The organism is Klebsiella sp. GN_Kp190, assembly GCF_040061795.1.
Lineage (GTDB): Bacteria > Pseudomonadota > Gammaproteobacteria > Enterobacterales > Enterobacteriaceae > Klebsiella > Klebsiella michiganensis.
In genome coordinates this window covers 176,673-195,326 of record NZ_JBEAFN010000028.1, presented here as the reverse complement: position 1 = coordinate 195,326, position 18,654 = coordinate 176,673, and the positions used below count along the sequence as shown (strand labels likewise).

The window sequence follows — 18,654 nt, the reverse complement described above, 5'->3', positions numbered from 1 at the left end:
ATGATGACCATCATATAACATTATTTACAGCATACCCAGCCCGTGCCATTATACATGACGACCATCATGTATAAATTGAGGAGTACACCTATGAGCAGTGAATCAGCGGTGCTGGTAACCGGCGCATCGACCGGAATTGGCGCAGTCTATGCCGAACGTTTTGCCCGCCGCGGCCATGACCTGGTGCTGGTCGCGCGTAATCACGAGCGGCTGACGGCGCTGGCCGAGCGGCTGCGCGACGAAACCGGCGTTCAGGTCGACATCCTGCAGGCCGACTTAACCCAGGATAGCGACATCGCCGCCGTGGAGCAGCGGCTGCGGGAAGACGCGCGTATCAGGATTCTGGTCAACAATGCCGGCACCTCGATTCCCGGTGATTTCCTCCATCAGAGCAGTGACGATATCACTCGCCTGATTACCCTCAACGTGACCTCAGTGGCTCGCCTGGCGAACGCGATTGCGCCGCGTCTGGCCGAGGCCGGAGAGGGGGCGATTGTCAACATTGCGTCGGTCGTTGGGCTGGGTCCGGAAATGGGGTTGACCGTCTACGGCGCCACGAAAGCCTTTGTGCTGTTTCTCTCGCAGGGACTCGACGTTGAGCTGAGCGCGAAAGGCGTATACGTTCAGGCGGTACTGCCGGCGGCAACGCGCACCGAGATTTGGCAGCACAGCGGCAAAGACGTGGATACCATTCCCGGCGTCATGGAGGTGGATAAACTGGTGGATGCCGCCCTGGTGGGGTTCGACCGCCGCGAATCGGTGACCATACCGCCGCTGCATGATGAAACGCAGTGGCAGACGCTGAACGCGACGCGTCAGGCCATGCTCCCCGGCTTTGCGCAATCTGAACCCGCGGCCCGTTACCTGTCGCGATCGTGAGTTTGTCGCACCGTGTATCGGAAAGGAGAGTCGATACACGGTGCGACAACATCCCGCCATGTCACGCCCGGCGCAGATACAACGCCTCTGGAAGGCGGTGCTGCGCACAGCTATCATCGGGCCGGTAGCCCGGGCAGGCGCTTTGCGCCGCCCCCGGGAGAAGAGCGCTGAGTGGCAGAATACCCGGAGGCGGTGCTGCGCACCTGTCCGGGCTACAGGTTCACAGCCATCTTCAGGCCGGTAGCCTCAACATCGTGACAACGTCACAAATTCAGGGCGAAAAACCAATAAAAAAGCCGATAAGGTGAGTTATCGGCTTTCAAGGTTAATGCGAAAACAAATTTACTGCGCCAGCAGCTCCTGGGCGGTACGTTCTACCAGACTCAGCAGCACCTTCACGTCCTCTAACGTCACGATCGGGTTCAGCAGCGTCAGCTTCAGACAGGTGACGCCGTTGTGCTCGGTCACGCCGACGTTAGCGCGACCGGAAGCCAGCAGCGCATCGCCAACCCGCTGGTTGAGCAGGGCGATCGCGGCATCGTCGCTGCCCGCCATCTGCTGCGGACGGGAACGGAACAGCACGCTCGCCAGCTGCGGCTGCATGACCAGCTCCAGCGTCGGCTGCGTTTTGACGTAATCCGCCACGTTAAGCGCCATCGTCACGCCGTGATCGATGATTTCCGCGTACTGCTTCTGGCCCAGCGCCTCCAGGCCCATCCACAGCTTCAGCGCGTCGAAGCGGCGGGTGGTCTGCAGCGATTTGGATACCAGGTTCGGTACGCCGTGCTCTTCATCAAACTCAGAGTTCAGATAGGCCGCCTGATAGCGCATCAGCTCATAGTGGCGGGCTTCTTTTAACAGAAACGCGCCGCAGCTGATGGTCTGGAAGAACTGCTTGTGGAAATCCAGGGTGATGGAGTCCACTAAGTCAATGCCGTCCAGACGATCGCGATACTTGTCGGACATCAGCAGGGCGCCGCCCCAGGCCGCGTCAACGTGCAGCCAGATCTGGTGCTCAGCCGCGACGGCCGCAATCTCGCGCAGCGGGTCGATTGCCCCCGCGTCGGTGGTGCCGGCGGTGGCAACGATGGCCATAATCTGTTCGCCGTTAGCCTGCGCCTCGGCGATTTTCGCTTTCAGATCCGCCACGTCCATCCGCGCGAATTCGTCGGTTTTCACCAGCGTCACGGAACGGTAGCCGAGGCCCATCAGCGCCATGTTCTTCTGCACCGAGAAGTGGGCGTTTTCTGAACACAGCACTTTGTACTGACGAATATCGCCCGGCAGACCATCCTGCTGGATGGAATGACCCCGGCGGGCAAAGAAGGCATCGCGCGCCAGCATCAGGCCCATCATGTTGCTCTGGGTGCCGCCGCTGGTGAAAACGCCCGCATCGCCGGCGCCGTAGCCGACCTGAGCGCGCAGCCATTCAATCAGCTTGATCTCGATGATGGTGGCTGACGGGCTTTGGTCCCAGGAGTCCATGCTCTGGTTGGTGGCGTTAATCAGCACTTCCGCCGCCTGGCTAATCACCAGGCTCGGGCAGTGCAGATGCGCCACGCACTGCGGGTGATGTACCGACAGGCTGTCTTTAAGGAAGTACTCGATCGCACGTTCAATCGCCGCCTGGTTGCCCAGACCCTGTTCGTTGAAATCAAGGGTGATGCGCTCACGCAGTTCGTCAACGCTTTTCCCCTGATACATTTCAGGCTGCTGCAGCCACTGCGCTACCGCCTGGCTGGTCTGGGCGATCGCTTGCTGGTAGGCATCAATACTTTGCGCGGAACCAGCAAGAATCGGATTCAACTTGGACATTGCGGTCACTTACTCCACTCAGACCGGTTTTACGCCGGCGGCCAGCAGGGCCTGTTCAAATTTGTCGAAGAAAATTTCCAGCTCAGCGTTGCTGATCAGCAGGGACGGCAGCAGACGCAGCACGCAGCCGTGGCGACCGCCGCGCTCGAGGATCAGACCCGCTTCGAAGCATTTCTTCTGCAGCAGCGCGGAGAGTTCGCCATCCGCCGGGTAGCAGCCCATGTGGTCCGGCGCTTCGTTCGGTTTAACGATCTCGATGCCGATCATCAGGCCCAGACCGCGAACGTGGCCGATAACCGGATAGCGTTTCTGCATCTCGGCCAGCTTGCCTTTCAGCCATTCGCCCTGAGCGGCGGTTTTATCCGCAATGTTATTGTCTTTCAGGTGGCGCAGGGTGGTCAGGCCGGTGGCCATCGCCAGCTGGTTGCCGCGGAAGGTGCCGGTATGGTGACCCGGTTCCCAGGCGTCGAACTGCTTTTTGATACCGAGAACGGCCAGCGGCAGACCGCCGCCAACGGCTTTCGACATCACGATAATGTCCGGCTCGATGCCCGCGTGTTCGAAGGCGAAGAATTTACCGGTACGCGCAAAGCCAGCCTGAACTTCATCGATGATCAGCAGAATGCCGTGTTCCTGAGTCACTTTACGGATGCGCTGCAGCCACTCGACCGGAGCCGGGTTCACGCCGCCTTCACCCTGAACGGCTTCCAGGATCACCGCCGCCGGTTTACGCACGCCGCTTTCGACGTCATTGATCAGGTTTTCGAAGTAGTAAGTCAGCGCTTTCACGCCGGCTTCACCGCCGATACCCAGCGGGCAGCGGTACTGGTGCGGGTAAGGCATAAACTGCACTTCCGGCATCATGCCGTTAACCGCCGCTTTTGGCGACAGGTTGCCGGTGACGGACAGCGCGCCGTGGGTCATTCCATGGTAGCCGCCGGAGAAGCTGATCACGGAAGAACGGCCGGTGTATTTTTTCGCCAGCTTCAGCGCCGCTTCCACGGCGTCAGCGCCGGACGGACCGGTGAACTGCAGGCAGTATTCTTTGCCTTCGCCCGGCAGCAGGGAAAGCAGGTATTCAGAGAAGCGATCTTTTAACGGAGTGGTCAGATCGAGAGTATGTAACGGCAAGCCGCTGGTAATGACACTTTGGATGCTCTGCAGCACATCAGGGTGGTTGTGGCCGAGTGCCAGAGTACCTGCGCCGGCAAGGCAGTCCAGATACTGTTTATTATCCGCATCGGTCAGCCAGACGCCTTCCGCTTTGGTAATCGCAAGGGGCAGCTTGCGCGGGTAGCTCCTGACATTCGATTCGAATTCAGCCTGACGGGCCAAAAAGGTATCGTTGTTTGCATCTAATAAATCTGCGCCTAAAGTATCAATACGGACTTTATCCGTCATCATATCACTCCCACAACCAGCGTTACGGTTGAGCGCTGGTTGAATAAATTGGTGTAAGAAATTGAATCGCCATGCATTAAAGCGGGCACAATATATGGCTTTTTAGATACGCATTCAACGTTTTATTGATTAAGGTATATTTACGTTATTTTTACACTGGCAAAAACCAACGTAACCATTTGATTTAAATCAGGTGTTTTAAAGGATAAAAGACCTTTAAAATTGTAATTATTAGTGAGGGAGTTTCTCGTTTTTTAATACTGCCGCGCGGGCATTGCTGGCGAAAAGTTTCCGCCAGCAATGGCATGACTCAATGCAGCTCAACCGCATAATTTGTTAAAGGTGTGACTTTTTTCACCAACTTATTGTTATATAAAAACTGTTCATAAGCTTCATACCGTGGTTTATCCAGCGCCGCCGGATCGCTGGCAAACAGAGGAAGGGTTTTCAGCCATGCCTGCTTGTTCAGTTCGGTGTTGAGCTCGGGATGCGCGGCGGCAAACGTCTGCCAGGTTTCCTGCGGGTGAGCGCGCAGGTAAGCGACGCCTTTTTGCAGCGCCTTGAGGAAGGCCCTGATTTTCGCCGCGTGGACTTCATCCCGGTTGGCGACAATCACCAGCTCGTCGTAGGCCGGTACGCCGTAATCCTCAACGTTCATCACCTGCGGATCTTTCCCCTGCAGCTTCAGCTCCAGCGCTTCGATATTACGATAGCCGCCAATGACCGCGTCGACCTGTCCGGCCAGCAGGGCGCTGGTCAGCTGGAAGTTAACATTGATGAGCTTGATGCTTTTGGGATCGATTTTCGCATGCTGCGCCATGGTGGCCAGCGTCGCCTGTTCGATGCCGCTCACCGAATACCCCACTTTTTTGCCCTGCAGATCGGCGGGAGATTTAATGCTTTTATCCAGCGCGATCACCGTATTCAGCGGCGAATTAATCAGCGTGCCGACGCGGACCAGCGGCAGCCCTTCATCAGCAAAAAAATGCACCTGCGGCTGGTAGGTAATCGCCAGGTCCGCCTGGCGGGCGGCGACCAGCCGCGGCGGCAGCGCCGGGTCGGACGGCGGCACAATGTTGACGTCCAGCCCCGCGTCTTTAAAGGCGCCAATCTGTTCGGCCACCAGGATCGGCGCGTGGTCGGGATTGATATACCAGTCCAGCACCAGGGTGAGTTTCTCGTTGGCCAGCGCCTGACCGCTGAACAGCGCGGCAAGCGTCATACCGGCATAAACACGTTTACGCATGGTTAGTCCTTTTATTTAAGAGCGTTATTCCGGCGTCCAGTTAATCAGCCGGTGTAAGAAAGCATCCACCGCCAGCCAGAGCAGGACGGTCAGTAGCACCAGAATAAACAGGGCCGCAAAGCAGATATCGGTTTGCAGACGGGCGTTGGCGTTAAGCATCACGTAGCCCAATCCTTCGGCTGAACCGACCCATTCGCCGATGATCGCCCCGATGGGGGCGACGGCGGCCGCCATCCGCAGGCCGGAACCGAGGGCCGGAAGGGCGGCCATCAGGCGAACGTGGCGCAGCTGCGCGCCAAAAGAGGCCCCCATCGTGCGCGCCAGATCGAGATAGTCGTGGTTAACCCGGCGCAGACCGTCAAAAAACGCCGAGGTGACGGGAAAGAAAATCACCAGCACCGCCATCATGACCTTGGCGCTCATGCCGAAACCGAACCACAGCACCAGCAGCGGGGCAAGGGCGAAAACCGGGATCGCCTGACTGGTCAGCACCAGCGGCATCAGCCAGCGCTGAAGGCGAGGCGAGACAATCATGCACAGCGCCAGGATCACGCCGAGCAGAACGCCGAGCGCGAGGCCGCTGAGGATCTCGCTTAATGTGATCAGCGTGTGTTCGCCGAGGTACGCGCGGTTGACCCACAGAGCGCTTGCCACCGCCGAGGGTGAAGGCAGCAGGAAAGCGGGAATGCCGCTGCGGGTCGCCAGCCACCAGAGCAGCAGCAGGCCGCAGAACACCACGGCGGCGCGAAACAGTTTTGCGCTCATCCGTTAGCCCTTATGAGCTGTTGCAGCAGCTCCGCCTGGCTGGCCAACAGCGCCGGGTCGTCCGGCGCGCGCGGCGGCATGCCGGAGAGGTGATGCCCGTCGTCAATCCCGCCGGGAGCGGGGGAAAGGACCAGCAGACGGTGGCTCAGGCGGCAGGCTTCCATCGGGTCGTGGGTGATCAGCACGACGGTGCGGTTTACCAGCAGCCCGGCGGCAAGGGTCTGAATGCGCGTGCGGGTAATCGTGTCGAGCGCGGAAAAGGGCTCGTCCATCAGCACGATGGGCCGGTCTTCGTAGAGCGTACGCGCCAGCGCCGCACGCTGGCGCATGCCGCCTGAGAGGGCGGCCGGGCGGTCGCCGGCGCAGTGTTCAAGGCCAACCTGCTGTAACAGCTCGGCAACCCGCCGATGGTCCACGCGCTCCCCGCGCAGACGCGCGCCAAGCGAGACGTTGTCGCGCACGCTTAACCACGGATACAGCAGATCTTTTTGCCCCATCCACGCCAGCCGCTTGTTTATTGGCTGCCCGTCGCTGGCGCGAACCTCACCGGCGGTGGCTTTTGCCAGCCCGGCGATAATACGCAGCAGGCTGGTCTTTCCGGCGCCGCTGGCCCCCAGCAGCGATACCCACTGGCCGCCGGGGATAGTGAACGTCAGATTGTCGAAGATCTGCCGCGAGCCAAAGCGCAGGCCCAGGCCGTGCACCTCAATTCCGGGAGCCGTCACGCCGGGCGCTCCGCGACGGCGTTAAGGCCCATCTGCCAGAAGTTAGCCTCCAGACGCGTGGCGGTGGTGAAAATAGCGCTGAGTTCAGCGAAACGCGCCTCGCCGCCGCGCTGCCGCCAGAGGGTTTCCAGCAGGCCGATGGCGTTATTGACGCCGTTCAGGTAACCCTCATCGCCGTAGTTGCGGATCCACGAGTCATAAGGATTGGCGGTCAGCCGGGTCGCCGGATCGTGCAGCAGGCCGAGGCCGATTTCCGCGTAGCCGGCAACGCAGGGCATCAGCGCCGCCAGCAGATCCAGGGCGTCGCCGGAGTGGCCAATGTCCAGTACGTAGCGGGTGTAGTTGACGGTTTCCGCGGCTTCCGTTGCGGCGGCCATCGTCGCTTCATCCAGCCCCCATTCCCGGCAGTAGCCAACGTGGAGCGGCAGTTCGTCGAGAATGGCGTTCATCGACGCGGCGGCAGCGCGCATTTCCGCCAGGGTGCGCAGCTTGCTGACCAGCAGGGCGTAGCTGCGGGCGAAGTGGATCAGAAACAGATAGTCCTGCGTCAGATAGCGGCGAAAAGCGGGCTCGGGGAGGGTACCGTTGGCGAGCTGGCGCAGGAAGGGGTGGGCGACGTAGTGCTGCCAGTCGGCGCCGGCCTGCTGACGCAGACGACCATAAATACCCTGGGTAAACGCGGGAAGAATCACAGGACCTCCTGAAAAAAGGGAGATCCGGGCGTGCTGAAAGAAGTGTGAACAGGCAATGGCGCAAAACTGGCGGAAATGCCGACCCGTCCCTTCGCTGGCATGACCCAGATCAGGTTCAAAGGGTTCGGCTTACGCCATCTCAGCCCTCACGGGACACCCCTCGGTTTGGCCCCTGTTATACGACATTCCCTTTTTGATTACAATGCTGTGAATTTTATGAGGAAAGGTGACGTTGTCACGTGTGAGTGTCGCGAGAAAGGGCTTTGTACATCGCGGCAGCCCGGCGGCGGCTGATGCCTTGCCGGGCGCGTATTATCAAAGGATCAGTGAAATTCTACCCAGCTGGCGCCGCTGTCTGCTGAACGTACGCACTTCTCGACCCAGTGCACGCCGAGCGCCCCGGCTCTGGCATCCGGATACCAGAAGTTTTCCAGCAAAGCCGCGTCGCGACGGTCGGTGGCATCCATGGCGATGGCAAAGCGGCGATACAGATTCGACCAGGCCTCAAACAGCCCTTCGGGATGGCCGCCGCCGATCCGGTCGTCCTGGAGGGCCAGCGGATCGAGATAGGACATTCCGCGTTCGAGGATGCGCACCGGCTCGCCCTGAATTTCGTAGCGCAGCTGGTTCGGCTGTTCATCCCACCACTCCAGGCTGGCTTTCTCCCCGACGATGCGGACTTTCTGTCCGTGCATTGAGCCGCTGTTGACCGCCGAGCACCACATCGACCCTACGGCGCCGTTGTCGTACTCCATCAGCACATGCGCGTTATCCTCCAGCGGCGCGCGGCTTTTGACAAAGCTCTGGCGGGAGCACATCAGGCGAGTGATATTAAGCTTCGGCGCCATGGTCTCCGCCAGGAACAGCGGGTGGGTGGCCAGATCGCCCAGCACGTAGCTGGGGCCGACGAATTTCGGGTCCACCCGCCAGCGGGTGCTGGGGTTATCCTGCTCTACCGGCTGGTTATGGAAACCGTGGGCGAACTGCATATTGATGATGCGGATCTCGCCCAGCAGCCCCTGTTCAATCATCTGCCGCGCCTGCAGAATCAGCTGATGCCCGGCATAGCCGTAGGTGACACCGATGATTTTGCGCTGTTTTTCGCTCAGGGCCACCAGCGCATCGGCCTCTTCGCCGGTAAAACAGAGCGGTTTTTCGCAGACCACATGCAGTCCGGCCTCCAGCGCCGCGCGGCAAATGGCGTAGTGGGTGTTGTTTGGCGTGGCGATGGAGACCGCTTCAATGCCGTCTTCCCGCGCCGCCTCTTCGCGAAACAACGTTTCGTAGTCGGGGTAACAGCGCCCGGCCTCCACGCCCAGCTGCTGGCCAAACTCGCGCCCGCGCCGTGGGTCAATATCAAAGGCTCCGGCCAGCAGGGTAAACGATCCGTCACGCAGCGCCGCGGAGCGGTGAATATAGCCAATCTGGCTGCTTCCGCCGCCGCCCACCATGCCCCAGCGCAAGGAGCGGCCAACAGGTTTAATACCGTTAATCATGTGTTTTCTCCCGATTAAAAACCAACCGAGCGCAGGTAGCGCAGGCTTTCCGTGACCGCCTGCAGGCTGCCCTCGACGTTGCGCGGATCGCGCTCTTGCTCAATGGTGATCCAGCCCTGATAGCCCCGCTTGTCGAGAAAGGCGCGCACCGCCGGATAATCAATGGCGCCGCTGCCGAGCGGGCACATCACCCCCTCCGCGCAGGCGGAGAAGAAGTCGATTCCGCGGGAAATCACGCTCCTGAACACCTGCGGGTCGACATCTTTAAAGTGCAGGTAGTCAAGGCGATCAAAATGGCGATCCAGCCAGCTGATGGGGTCCATGCCCGAATAGAAGAGATGGCCGGTGTCGAGACATAAACCGGCTACGTCATGGGGGATTTGCGCCGCCAGCAGATCGATTTCATCGGCAAACTCAATGCAGCCGCCGGCGTGAGGATGGATAACCGGGCGAACGCCGTACTCCTGCCACGCCAGTCGGCTGATGGTCACAATGTGGTCGACCATCCGCTGCCAGTCGGCGGGTGACAGGCGGGGAGCCCGCTCGCCGCGCCCTGCATATTTCGCCCGCTGCGGATTGCCGAAATCAATAATGACCAGATAAGGCGGCTGGAAGGGGTTGCCCGGCGTCTTTTCCGCCGACGGCACCTGCGAAAGGTTGCGGCAGAGGTTATGCGTCAGTTCGACAATATTCGCGAAGTTCTCTTCGCTGACCAGATCGTCGAAGATCGTTCCGGCAACCAGCGACAGCCCCTGTTTATTCAGCGCTGCGCTGAGTTCATCGGCCCGGGTCGGCAGATAGCTCCACGGGCCCAGTTCAATGCTTTTATAACCGGCGGTCGCCGCTTCTTCCAGTACCTTGGACCACGGCGGCAGATAAGGGTTTTTGGGATCATCGACGCCCCAGCTGCACGGCGCGTTGGCAATATGTATGGTCATGATGGCTTCCTTTTCAGATGAGGAGAAAACATGACCAGTATTGAATGAAAATTTCATATCCAACAATGATGAAATTTAAATTCTTTGATGGTATTCAAGGTTTATTTTGATAACATAAATGATAGTTTTTTATCAAATGCAGCGCTGAAGCGGGGCGCGGCGACTTTACCCGCGCCTGCGGCAATCAGAGGTTTTCTTTAGTGAGGAGGTCAAACGGCTGCAGAGCGTTGATAAACGCCACCTGCGGCTGGCTGGCGGCGTGGACAAACGCGTTGATGGTGGCGGCGGCAAATTCGTCAAGCCGATGGGTAAGCATGAGATCGATAGTGCCGTCAATTAGCGCCAGCTCGCCGCTATCCACCGGGCCATGACAAATCAGGGTGACCTGATGCTGGCGCTGGCGCGCGCGCAGGGCGGCGACAATCCCTTCCACGCCGCCGCAGGGCGCGTAAATGGCCTTGAGATCGGGGTACTGTTGCAGCATCTCTTCCGTAACCTGGCGCGCGACATCGGCGCGTTCGTGGCTGCGCACCGGTTCAAGCACCCGATCGCCTTTGCCCTGTTCACGCAGGTAGGAGCGGAAACTTATCTCGCAGCTTTCCTGACAAATAAACCGATTATCGCCGACGATAATGCCAATTTCGCCGTCGTCGTGGCACAGCCTGTCCACCGCCCAACCGGCGGTGCGGCCCGCTTTCTGGTTATCCAGCCCGATATAGCCGGTACGCTGCGGGATGCTCATATCGGAGAGCAGGGTGAAGACGCGGACGCCTTTTTCGATGGCCTGCACGACCGCATGGCGGATAAGCGGATTATCCAGCGCGACAATACCGATAACGTCGACCGTATCGCTCAGACGGGCGATCGCGGCGGCCATATCGTCGATGGCGTTAATATCATAATGCAGGAAAGCGGGGGCCTGCGCCGGGCTATGCCACGGTAACGCCGCCTGCTCCAGCGCCTGCGCCAGCTGATGGTAAAACGAGTGTGACTGCTGTAGCAGAATGAAGCCCATTCTGAGGGCTACCGCCGGCCGATCCGCCGCCAGCCGATAGCGGGATTGCTCCAGCGCGAAGCCTAAGCGCCGCGCGGATTCCAGCACTTTACGTTCGGTGCTCTCTTTCACGGGCGTGCGTTTATTGAGCACCCTGTCCACCGTCGCGATACCGACTCTGGCCTCTTTGGCGATATCCGCCATGGTGACTTTTTTTGCTGACATGATTCTCTTCCTTTGAGGGTAATGATAAAAAGCTATCATTATTGTGACAGGCAAACAGCGAGGCGGGTCAGACTTCAGGAAAATCATTTCGCCGCACTGGCTTCATTGACCTGATATTCAACCGCCAGGGTCTACACTAAGTGCATCCCCACTCAGGAACAGGATGTTATGACGTATTCCCTCTCAAAAAAATTCCTCGCCGCCACCTCTGCGCTGCTACTGCTCTCCATGAGCGCGGTCCCGGCCAGCGCCGCCGCCGATAATAGCGACGCGGTCTCTCCGCTCAGCGCCGGAAATGGCTTAAGCGAAGCGGCAAAGCAGTATCTCCTGCGCTATCCCTCCCGCAGCGGCGTGGACGGCAAAACCGCCCGCGAAGATACCGCCGCGGTCTTTATTCCGTTTGGCGCCACCCCGGAAGGGGGATGGCCGGTTGTGGTCTGGGCCCACGGTACCGTGGGCGTGGCTAATCACTGCGCGCCGTCGTTAAACCCGCGCAGCGATCGCGATAAGCAGTACCTGAACACCTGGCTGTCGCTGGGCTACGCGGTGGTCGCGCCGGATTATGCCGGTCTGGGTTCGTCTGGCCTGCACCATTATCTTAATGCCCGCGGCGAAGCGTGGAGCGTGCTTGATAGCGTTCGCGCCGCCCTGAAACAGTTCCCGCTGAAAAATGAACTCATTCTGGTCGGACAGTCGCAGGGCGCGCACGCCGCGTTCGCCAGCGCCGGATATCAACCCCACTACGCGCCGGAGCTGAATGTTCGCGCAACGGTGCTGACCGGGACGCCGTATTTTGAGAAGGGGACCACCGCAGCCGACATTCTTCCGCCGGCAGGCGGCAAAGCGCCGATCGGCGGCGACCCGAAAATACCCTATATTTTCTATATTTACCTCTCGGCTGCCGATAGCAACCCGCAGCTCAATCCGGCTGATTATTTCCAGGATAAAGCGCTGCCGCTGCTGAAAGAGGCGAGCAATTTATGCATTACGCCGCTCAACGATGAAGTGATGAAGGCCGGTCTGAATGCGGCTAATGCCCTGAAGCCGGGGGTGGATTCGCTGTTAAACGCCAGCGTGGGCGCCATGCTCTACCCGACGCTGAAAATCGATCACCCGGTGTTTATCGGTATTGGCAGCGCGGATATTAACGTGCCGACGGCAATGCAAAAACGCTTTGCGGACGCGGTGAAAAGCGCGGGAACCCGTGCGGACGTGCATATTTATGAGGGGCTGGATCATAGCGGTACGGTTAACCCGTCTTTACGCGACTCGGTGCCGTTTTTGATTAAGACGCTCAACGATAAGCGGTAGCGGCGAAGGGATGATGAGCCGCCCTGAGCAAGGGGCGGTTCAGTACAGGTATGGCGTCGATTACCAGTATTTGGGGATCAGATAGCCATACATAACGACGGCGACAACAATCATCAGCGTAATAATCGCCCAGTCGGCTTTTAGTGATTTTACCGCGTTCATAAGTTCCTCTTTTTCAATGAATCACAGGGTAACGTTACCGCCGTCGCGCCTGCATGTAGGTGATAGAGATCACATAAAAAATATTTGTCATACAAATAAAGTGTGTCAATTTTTTTACTCTTCTCAGCAATATTTTGCCCGCTCATTCGTCTACCTCCGCACAGGGTAATTATTCAATAGCGTAATGAGGTAAACAGACGATGAGAGATATCGATATGCACGGTCAGCACCACCATCACCGCTTTGGCCGCCACAGAATGGCGAAGCCACTTCTTATCGGCGTGGCGCTAATCGCCATTCTTGGGCTGCTGGTGATGTCGCTGTGGAATGCGCTGCTGCCGGCCATCCTTGGGGTGAAGAGCATTGGCTTCTGGCAGGCGTTAGGTGTGCTGGCGCTGTCGCGGATCCTGTTCGGCGGCCTCGGTTTTCGCCCGGGCATGTTTGGCATGGGGCACGCCCGGCGTCGGATGCATGAACGCTGGATGAACATGAGCCCGGAGCAGCGCGATGAGTTTGTGCAGCGCTTTGGCCACCGCGGGCATCGCGGCCACTGCGGCTGGCGCGACCGCCGCAGCGAGCATGCTCCGCAGCAGGAGAGTTCGGCTAAAAGCGCGGATCCCGAGTGAGCACAATGAAAAACAGGATCGTGGCGCCATCACGGCTTGTTTCCGCCCTCGATGCCTGCCGCTCGCGGCTGAAGGCTTTTATTCGCGGACGGACCCCGCTACGCGATGAGGCGGACGATATCCTGCAGGAAGTGACGTATCAGCTCATTCGCGTCGAGCAGCCGGTGGAGAATATCGCCGCCTGGTTGTTCCGGGCGGCGCGTAACGAGATGACCGACAGGGCGAGAAAAAAGCGCGAGCTGCCGCTGGCGGGCGGTTTCAGCGACGAGGAGGAGGGCGATTTTCCCGAGGATGAGCTGGCCGAAACGCTGTTTGGCGTTGCGCAAACGCCGGAGGATGAGTATCTGAAAGCGCTGCTCTGGGAGGAGTTAAGTCAGGCGCTCTCGGAGCTGCCGCCTGCCCAGCGTGAAGCCTTTGAGAAAACCGAACTGCATGGCTACAGCTACCGGGAGCTGGCAGAGGAGTCCGGCGTCAGCGAACAGGCGCTGCTCTCACGTAAGCATAAAGCGGTACTCTACCTTCGTACCCGCCTGCGCGCGCTGTACGATGAACTGCTGGCCAGTTAGGCATTCTCCGGCTCCTGCTGCAGGGGCCGGAGAGGTGCGTTTAAACCGCTGATTGAATTATTGCCTGTAGCCCCAGGCCGTGAGGAAGGCGCTAATCGCGCATTCGGCGAGCTGCTCCAGCCTCTCTGGCGCCACCGCTTTTTGCGCAATTAAGGCCCCCGGCAGCGGATAGCCCATAATCGCGCCGAGAAACGCCGTCGCCTCTAGCTCCGGCTCGCTGAGGGTCAGCAGACCTTCGTCTTGTTTCTGCGCCAGGATATCGCTCAGCGCCTGCAGTACGCGGCCTGAAGGGCGCTGTTCGAGCGTGACGTAAAGCTCGGGCCTTTGCACCAGCACCTGGATCAGCAGGCGCTGAAAGTGAATATTCTCCGGCGCATAAAAGTGTTGTTGCACCACTTTCGCAAACCCGCGCAGCAGCGCGGGAAGATCCTGCTGACGATCCTGCAAAAGCTGGCGCAGGGGCGGCTGCATGGTGTCATTGAGAAACGCGAACGTCTCCAGCAGCAGCGCGTCTTTACCGCCGGGAAAATGGCTGTACAGCGTCGGGCGCGTGGTACCCGCTTCGGCGGCAATGGTATCCAGCGACACATCAAGCCCGTGGCTGAGAAACAGCTCACGGGCGGTTTGTAAAATGCGTGGGCGGGCTTTCATTGGCCGCCCGCGTTGATTTCCCATCAATTGAGTCCTTACCGTTTGCGCCCTTTAAGGCGCATCATTCCTTGCTGTACCAGCAGGAAAAAGAGTGGAACGAAGAGCAAGGTCAGCAGCGTCCCGGTGAGCATACCGCCGATCACCGCGGCGCCAATCTCACGCTGGCTGGAAGCGCCGGCGCCGGTAGAGAGTACCAGAGGGATAACGCCGACAACAAATGCAAGTGAGGTCATCACGATGGGGCGCAAGCGCAGGCGAGCGCCCTCCAGCGCCGCGTCGGCCAGCGTTTTACCTTGCTGAAACCGCGCCAGGGCGAACTCAACGATCAGAATCGCGTTTTTGGCGGAAAGCCCCATGGTCGTCAGCATACCGACCTGAAAGTAGATATCGTTTTCGTATCCGGCGAGCAACGAAGCGCTCACGGCCCCAAGAATGCCTAACGGGACGATCAGCAGTACGGCGACAGGAATCGACCAGCTTTCATATAAGGCGGCGAGACACAAAAACATAAAGGCCAGCGACGCCAGGTATACCCATAACGTCTGCACTGAGGAGGTCTGCTCCTGCCAGGATAAACCGCTCCATTGCCTTTCAAACCCGCTCAGCTCGCCCACCAGTTCGGACATCGTCGCCATCGCCGCACCGGAACTGACGCCCGGCGCCGCGTTTCCCTGAAACTGCACGGCCGACAGTCCGTTAAACCGCTGGAGCATTTGCGGCCCGGTGGTCCAGCGGAATGATGAGAAGCTGTCGAAGGAGGCCATGTTGTTGCTGTCGCCGCGGACAAACCAGGCGGATAAATTATCCGGCGTCGAACGCCAGGCCGCATCCCCCTGCATATACACGCGCTTAACGCGCCCGCGGTCGATAAAATCGTTGATGTACACGCCGCCCCAGGCCGCAGAAAGGGTGCTATTGATGGCGCCCTGATCCAGCCCCTGGGCCTGGGCTTTTTGTCTGTCGATATCCACCTGCAGCTGCGCTTTCTCCTCCAGACTATTAATTCGCACGGCGTCCAGCGTCGGGGTTTGCCTGGCGGCAGTGAGGAGGGTGGTTTGCGCCTCGATGAGCGCCTGGCGGCCGTTTTCCGCGCTGTCCTGCAGCCAGAGTTCAAAGCCGCTCGACTGCCCGAGTCCGCGTACGGTAGGCGGCGACATGACGCTGATGGTGGCCAGCCGGGCGTTTTTTAAAAAGTACCGGTTCGCCCGCGCGATAATCGCCTGCGCGCTGTTCTGTTCCCCGGGACGCGCGTCCCAGTGCTTTAGTTCGGCGAAGGCCATCCCGACGTTCTGCCCGCTGCCGGCGTTGTTTCTGCCGGTGACCATAAAGATGACGTTGAGGTTATCCTCCTCCTCGGCCATGAAATAGCGGGTAATGTCCGCGCCGACCGCCTCGGTCATCGCCATCGGCGAACCGGATGGGAGCGTAAACTGAACCATCACCGCGCCCTGATCCTCTTCGGGCAGAAAGCCGCTGGCCAGCTTCTGATACTGCCAGAGCATCAAAAGCGTCAGCGTCAGGGCCAGCAGCACAAAGCGGAGCGGGCGAACGGTTATCCGCCGGAGTATGGCGAGGTAACGGTTCTGGCTGGCGGCGACGCCGCGGTTGAAACAGGTGAAGAATCGCCCTTTTTTAAGGTGCCCGGATTTAAGCAGATGGGCGCACAGCGTCGGCGTCAGGGTTAACGCCACCAGCGCAGAGAGCGCCATTGCCGAGACGATGGTGACGCTGAACTGGCGGTAGATAATCCCCACCGAGCCGCCGAAAAACGCCATCGGGATAAATACCGCAGAGAGAACCAGCGCGATGCCAATCAGCGCGCCGGCGATCTCATTCATCGAGCGCAGGGTGGCTTCAGGCGGGGTAAGATCCTCCTCCGCCATCAGGCGTTCAACGTTCTCCACCACCACGATGGCGTCATCAACCAGTAAACCGATTGCCAGAACCATCGCAAACAGGGTGAGGGTATTAATGCTGTAGCCCAGCAGGCTGAGGATGCCGAAGGTGCCGAGCAGAACCACCGGCACCGTGAGCGTCGGGATCAGCGTAGCCCGCCAGCTCTGAAGAAAGAGGTACATGACGGCCACCACAAAAAGAATCGCCTCTATCAGCGTACGCACCACGCTTTCAATAGAGACCGTCACGAACGGCGTGCTGTCGCGCGGGTAAGCGGCGACAACGCCTTGCGGAAAGCGCGGCGTCAGGCGTTCGACCTCCGCCCGGATCTTCTCCGCCGTCGCCAGCGCGTTAGCCCCCGAGGCCAGCTGAATTGAGATCCCGGCGGAGGGGAAACCGTTGAGCGTGGTTTGGTTTTGATAGTTTTCCGCGCCGATCTCCACCCGGGCGACATCGCGCAGATAGACCACCGAGCCGTCGTTGTGGGTGCGCAGGATAATGTTTTCGAACTGTTCCGGACGCTCAAGGCGGGACTGGGTGGTGACCGTTGCATTCAGATACTGCCCCTCCAGCGTGGGCAGCGAGCCGATTTCACCGCTGGTGACCTGCGAATTCTGCGCCTCGATGGCGGCCTGCACGTCGGAGGGCATCAGACCATAGCTGGTCAGCTGCAGCGGATTGAGCCAGATGCGCATTGCATACTGGGCGCCGAAAACGGTGGTTTCTCCGACGCCTTCAACCCGGCTCAGCGGCTCCTGCAGGGAACTGACGAGAAAGTCGCTAATATCGAGGCTGGTTAACGACCGGCTTTGGTCATACAGGGCCACCACCATCAGGCTGTCTCCCTGTGATTTGGTCACCGCGATCCCTTGCTGCTGCACCTCCTGCGGTAAGCGCGTGATAGCCTGATTGACGGCGTTTTGCACCTGTACCTGCGCCATGTCAGGGTTAATGCGCTGATCAAAACTGAGGCTAATGCGCGCCTGGCCCGCTGAACTGCTGCTGGAGGAAAAATAAAGCAGGCCGTCGATGCCTTTAATCTGCTGCTCCAGCACCTGCGTCACGCTGTCTTCCACGGTTTCAGCCGAGGCGCCGGGGTAGTTTGCCGTGACGTTGACGCCGGGCGGGGCGATATCCGGATACTGTTCAACCGGCAGGGTCAGCAGGGCAAGGGCACCGGCCGCCATAATACAGATGGCGATGACGACGGCGAAAACCGGGCGAAACACAAAAAAGCGAGCCAGCATCGTGGTGCACCTTCGGTCAGTTAAGGGATGCTTGCAGAGCAAACACGGCGGGCGGCGCGTTTATCGCATCGTCGGGCGGAAGCGGGGTAAAGGGCAGCCCATGGAATGCCTCATCGTGGACTTTGCTCATCAAGAAGGCGCCGATCTCAGAACATGACGTCGTACGCTGGTACTCACTCCACAGATAGTCGTAGGTTTGAATGCTGAAAATATTCTGCTGCAGTAAAAAGTGCAGATAGCGTTGCCGCTGTTCCACGCGCTGGCTAATGAGCAGGGCGCGACAGCGCCAGGCCTCGGACGGTTCTTGTAGGTGCGAGCAGGCGTCATAGAGCGGGGCGCCCTGCGCGGGCAGGCTGGGTAAAGCGGCGTTCATCGCGCAGGGGAAAATGGCTAATGCAATGAAATAAAAAAGCTTTCCCCATTTTTCTTTGTTAATCATCAGATTCACTCCGCCAGTTTATTTACTTTACAGTAAAGTAAATAAACTGTTTAAACAAGCGTTCATCTGTACGAAGAGTAAACGGGGAAAGCGAGGGGGGATGAGCAGGATACGCCTGCTCAGGATTTAAAACATGCCGTTGCCGCTGGCGGTTTTTTGCGGAACGTTCTGGGTCACGTCCCAGTGTTCAACGATTTTATGCTGCTCGTCGACGCGGAAGATATCGATAATCGCCCGCGTCACGCCCGGCTCGCGGCCGGTGACCTCAACGTGCAGGATCACATGATCGCCGTCGACAAACGCCTGCTTAATTTCGCTGTGCGAGTCGGGATATTTGTTCTTCAGGAAGGCGATAAATTGCTCAAAGCCTGCAACGCCGTCTTTCGCCATCGGGTTATGCTGTACGTAGCGGTCTCCCAGATAGGGTCTGGCGGCGGCAAAGTCTTTGTCATTTAACGCTTTATTATAAAAATCAATAACATTCTTTTTATTCAGCTGTTCATTTTCACTGTTGCCCGCAAAAACGGCGGGTGTCAGAGCGCAGAACAAGGAAAAGGCGACGATCGATTTTTTCAACATA

The 18,654-nt window shown here is 59.0% G+C and carries 18 protein-coding genes and 1 riboswitch; of the genes, 4 read left to right on the top strand and 14 right to left on the bottom strand.

The genetic code is table 11. From position 1 onward, the window contains the following. Nucleotides 1-90 precede the first annotated feature (90 nt). On the top strand, nucleotides 91-879 hold the full coding sequence (locus ABLU67_RS17345; RefSeq protein WP_032719072.1) for an SDR family oxidoreductase: 789 nt from the start codon (nucleotides 91-93) through the stop codon (nucleotides 877-879). Between the two features lie 342 nt (nucleotides 880-1,221). On the opposite strand, the gene ABLU67_RS17340 is transcribed toward ABLU67_RS17345, so the two are convergent. The 9 genes from ABLU67_RS17340 to ABLU67_RS17300 all read right to left on the bottom strand — a co-directional run bounded on the left by ABLU67_RS17340 (nucleotide 1,222) and on the right by ABLU67_RS17300 (nucleotide 11,176). Beyond that, nucleotides 1,222-2,703 (bottom strand): aspartate aminotransferase family protein, encoded by a 1,482-nt coding sequence (locus ABLU67_RS17340; RefSeq protein ID WP_162557315.1) that lies wholly within the window; start codon nucleotides 2,701-2,703, stop codon nucleotides 1,222-1,224. A gap of 9 nt (nucleotides 2,704-2,712) precedes the next feature. Then, nucleotides 2,713-4,098, bottom strand: coding sequence for a diaminobutyrate--2-oxoglutarate transaminase (locus ABLU67_RS17335; protein ID WP_009652210.1), 1,386 nt, complete (start codon nucleotides 4,096-4,098; stop codon nucleotides 2,713-2,715). A 307-nt stretch (nucleotides 4,099-4,405) separates the two neighbouring features. Then, nucleotides 4,406-5,341, bottom strand: coding sequence for an ABC transporter substrate-binding protein (locus ABLU67_RS17330; protein WP_143439768.1), 936 nt, complete (start codon nucleotides 5,339-5,341; stop codon nucleotides 4,406-4,408). A 24-nt stretch (nucleotides 5,342-5,365) separates the two neighbouring features. After that, on the bottom strand, nucleotides 5,366-6,106 hold the full coding sequence (locus tag ABLU67_RS17325) for an ABC transporter permease (RefSeq protein ID WP_004850829.1): 741 nt from the start codon (nucleotides 6,104-6,106) through the stop codon (nucleotides 5,366-5,368). Further along, on the bottom strand, nucleotides 6,103-6,831 hold the full coding sequence (locus ABLU67_RS17320; RefSeq protein WP_025108381.1) for an ABC transporter ATP-binding protein: 729 nt from the start codon (nucleotides 6,829-6,831) through the stop codon (nucleotides 6,103-6,105). The genes ABLU67_RS17325 and ABLU67_RS17320 overlap by 4 nt, the downstream gene beginning before the upstream one ends. Next, the gene (locus ABLU67_RS17315) at nucleotides 6,828-7,523 is read right to left on the bottom strand and encodes a TenA family protein (RefSeq protein WP_186006195.1); all 696 of its coding nucleotides are present in this window, start codon (nucleotides 7,521-7,523) and stop codon (nucleotides 6,828-6,830) included. Before ABLU67_RS17315 ends, ABLU67_RS17320 begins: the two co-directional genes overlap by 4 nt. Before the next feature lie 69 nt (nucleotides 7,524-7,592). Beyond that, nucleotides 7,593-7,694: riboswitch (TPP riboswitch) on the bottom strand. A gap of 152 nt (nucleotides 7,695-7,846) precedes the next feature. Further along, nucleotides 7,847-9,019, bottom strand: coding sequence for a Gfo/Idh/MocA family oxidoreductase (locus ABLU67_RS17310; RefSeq protein WP_025108379.1), 1,173 nt, complete (start codon nucleotides 9,017-9,019; stop codon nucleotides 7,847-7,849). Between the two features lie 14 nt (nucleotides 9,020-9,033). Then, the gene (locus tag ABLU67_RS17305; protein WP_064404906.1) at nucleotides 9,034-9,957 is read right to left on the bottom strand and encodes a TIM barrel protein; all 924 of its coding nucleotides are present in this window, start codon (nucleotides 9,955-9,957) and stop codon (nucleotides 9,034-9,036) included. Between the two features lie 184 nt (nucleotides 9,958-10,141). Continuing rightward, entirely contained in the window at nucleotides 10,142-11,176 is a 1,035-nt protein-coding gene (locus ABLU67_RS17300) for a LacI family DNA-binding transcriptional regulator (RefSeq protein WP_064404909.1), read from the bottom strand. A 168-nt stretch (nucleotides 11,177-11,344) separates the two neighbouring features. Here ABLU67_RS17300 and ABLU67_RS17295 point away from each other — a divergent pair, with 168 nt between their 5' ends. Continuing rightward, on the top strand, nucleotides 11,345-12,487 hold the full coding sequence (locus ABLU67_RS17295; protein WP_049083673.1) for an alpha/beta hydrolase: 1,143 nt from the start codon (nucleotides 11,345-11,347) through the stop codon (nucleotides 12,485-12,487). A gap of 60 nt (nucleotides 12,488-12,547) precedes the next feature. Here ABLU67_RS17295 and ykgR read toward each other — a convergent pair whose 3' ends face one another. After that, nucleotides 12,548-12,649 (bottom strand): small membrane protein YkgR, encoded by a 102-nt coding sequence (gene ykgR, locus ABLU67_RS17290; protein WP_004137159.1) that lies wholly within the window; start codon nucleotides 12,647-12,649, stop codon nucleotides 12,548-12,550. A gap of 200 nt (nucleotides 12,650-12,849) precedes the next feature. Between ykgR and ABLU67_RS17285 the strand changes: the two genes are divergently transcribed. Together ABLU67_RS17285 and ABLU67_RS17280 are read left to right on the top strand one after the other, a co-directional pair. Next, nucleotides 12,850-13,275, top strand: coding sequence for a hypothetical protein (locus ABLU67_RS17285; protein ID WP_048263084.1), 426 nt, complete (start codon nucleotides 12,850-12,852; stop codon nucleotides 13,273-13,275). 5 nt (nucleotides 13,276-13,280) lie between these two features. Then, a complete protein-coding gene (locus ABLU67_RS17280; protein ID WP_014229338.1) occupies nucleotides 13,281-13,841 on the top strand; it encodes an RNA polymerase sigma factor in 561 nt (186 codons plus the stop codon). Between the two features lie 57 nt (nucleotides 13,842-13,898). Here ABLU67_RS17280 and ABLU67_RS17275 read toward each other — a convergent pair whose 3' ends face one another. The 4 genes from ABLU67_RS17275 to ABLU67_RS17260 form a co-directional block, all read right to left on the bottom strand. Further along, nucleotides 13,899-14,516, bottom strand: a complete 618-nt coding sequence (locus tag ABLU67_RS17275; RefSeq protein ID WP_134897386.1) for a TetR/AcrR family transcriptional regulator — start codon at nucleotides 14,514-14,516, stop codon at nucleotides 13,899-13,901. 11 nt (nucleotides 14,517-14,527) lie between these two features. Further along, entirely contained in the window at nucleotides 14,528-17,635 is a 3,108-nt protein-coding gene (locus ABLU67_RS17270; protein ID WP_348852413.1) for a multidrug efflux RND transporter permease subunit, read from the bottom strand. A 16-nt stretch (nucleotides 17,636-17,651) separates the two neighbouring features. Then, nucleotides 17,652-18,074 carry a hypothetical protein gene (locus ABLU67_RS17265; protein WP_200913520.1) on the bottom strand — a complete coding sequence of 141 codons (423 nt, stop codon included), beginning with the start codon at nucleotides 18,072-18,074 and terminating at the stop codon, nucleotides 17,652-17,654. A gap of 126 nt (nucleotides 18,075-18,200) precedes the next feature. Next, nucleotides 18,201-18,653: a nuclear transport factor 2 family protein gene (locus ABLU67_RS17260; protein ID WP_025108372.1), complete on the bottom strand. Its 453-nt coding sequence runs from the start codon at nucleotides 18,651-18,653 to the stop codon at nucleotides 18,201-18,203. Between the last annotated feature and the right edge of the window lies 1 nt (nucleotide 18,654).

Excerpts from the sequence above, each read along its gene's own strand:
- ABLU67_RS17270 (WP_348852413.1), bottom strand. The coding sequence starts at position 17,635 with ATGCTGGCTCGCTTTTTTGTGTTTCGCCCGGTTTTCGCCGTCGTCATC.
- ABLU67_RS17285 (WP_048263084.1), top strand. The coding sequence starts at position 12,850 with ATGAGAGATATCGATATGCACGGTCAGCACCACCATCACCGCTTTGGC.
- ABLU67_RS17325 (WP_004850829.1), bottom strand. The coding sequence starts at position 6,106 with ATGAGCGCAAAACTGTTTCGCGCCGCCGTGGTGTTCTGCGGCCTGCTG.
- ABLU67_RS17265 (WP_200913520.1), bottom strand. The coding sequence starts at position 18,074 with ATGATTAACAAAGAAAAATGGGGAAAGCTTTTTTATTTCATTGCATTA.
- ABLU67_RS17280 (WP_014229338.1), top strand. The coding sequence starts at position 13,281 with ATGAAAAACAGGATCGTGGCGCCATCACGGCTTGTTTCCGCCCTCGAT.
- ABLU67_RS17310 (WP_025108379.1), bottom strand. The coding sequence starts at position 9,019 with ATGATTAACGGTATTAAACCTGTTGGCCGCTCCTTGCGCTGGGGCATG.
- ABLU67_RS17275 (WP_134897386.1), bottom strand. The coding sequence starts at position 14,516 with ATGGGAAATCAACGCGGGCGGCCAATGAAAGCCCGCCCACGCATTTTA.
- ABLU67_RS17305 (WP_064404906.1), bottom strand. The coding sequence starts at position 9,957 with ATGACCATACATATTGCCAACGCGCCGTGCAGCTGGGGCGTCGATGAT.
- ABLU67_RS17295 (WP_049083673.1), top strand. The coding sequence starts at position 11,345 with ATGACGTATTCCCTCTCAAAAAAATTCCTCGCCGCCACCTCTGCGCTG.
- ABLU67_RS17335 (WP_009652210.1), bottom strand. The coding sequence starts at position 4,098 with ATGATGACGGATAAAGTCCGTATTGATACTTTAGGCGCAGATTTATTA.
- ABLU67_RS17345 (WP_032719072.1), top strand. The coding sequence starts at position 91 with ATGAGCAGTGAATCAGCGGTGCTGGTAACCGGCGCATCGACCGGAATT.
- ykgR (WP_004137159.1), bottom strand. The coding sequence starts at position 12,649 with ATGAACGCGGTAAAATCACTAAAAGCCGACTGGGCGATTATTACGCTG.
- ABLU67_RS17260 (WP_025108372.1), bottom strand. The coding sequence starts at position 18,653 with ATGTTGAAAAAATCGATCGTCGCCTTTTCCTTGTTCTGCGCTCTGACA.
- ABLU67_RS17300 (WP_064404909.1), bottom strand. The coding sequence starts at position 11,176 with ATGTCAGCAAAAAAAGTCACCATGGCGGATATCGCCAAAGAGGCCAGA.
- ABLU67_RS17330 (WP_143439768.1), bottom strand. The coding sequence starts at position 5,341 with ATGCGTAAACGTGTTTATGCCGGTATGACGCTTGCCGCGCTGTTCAGC.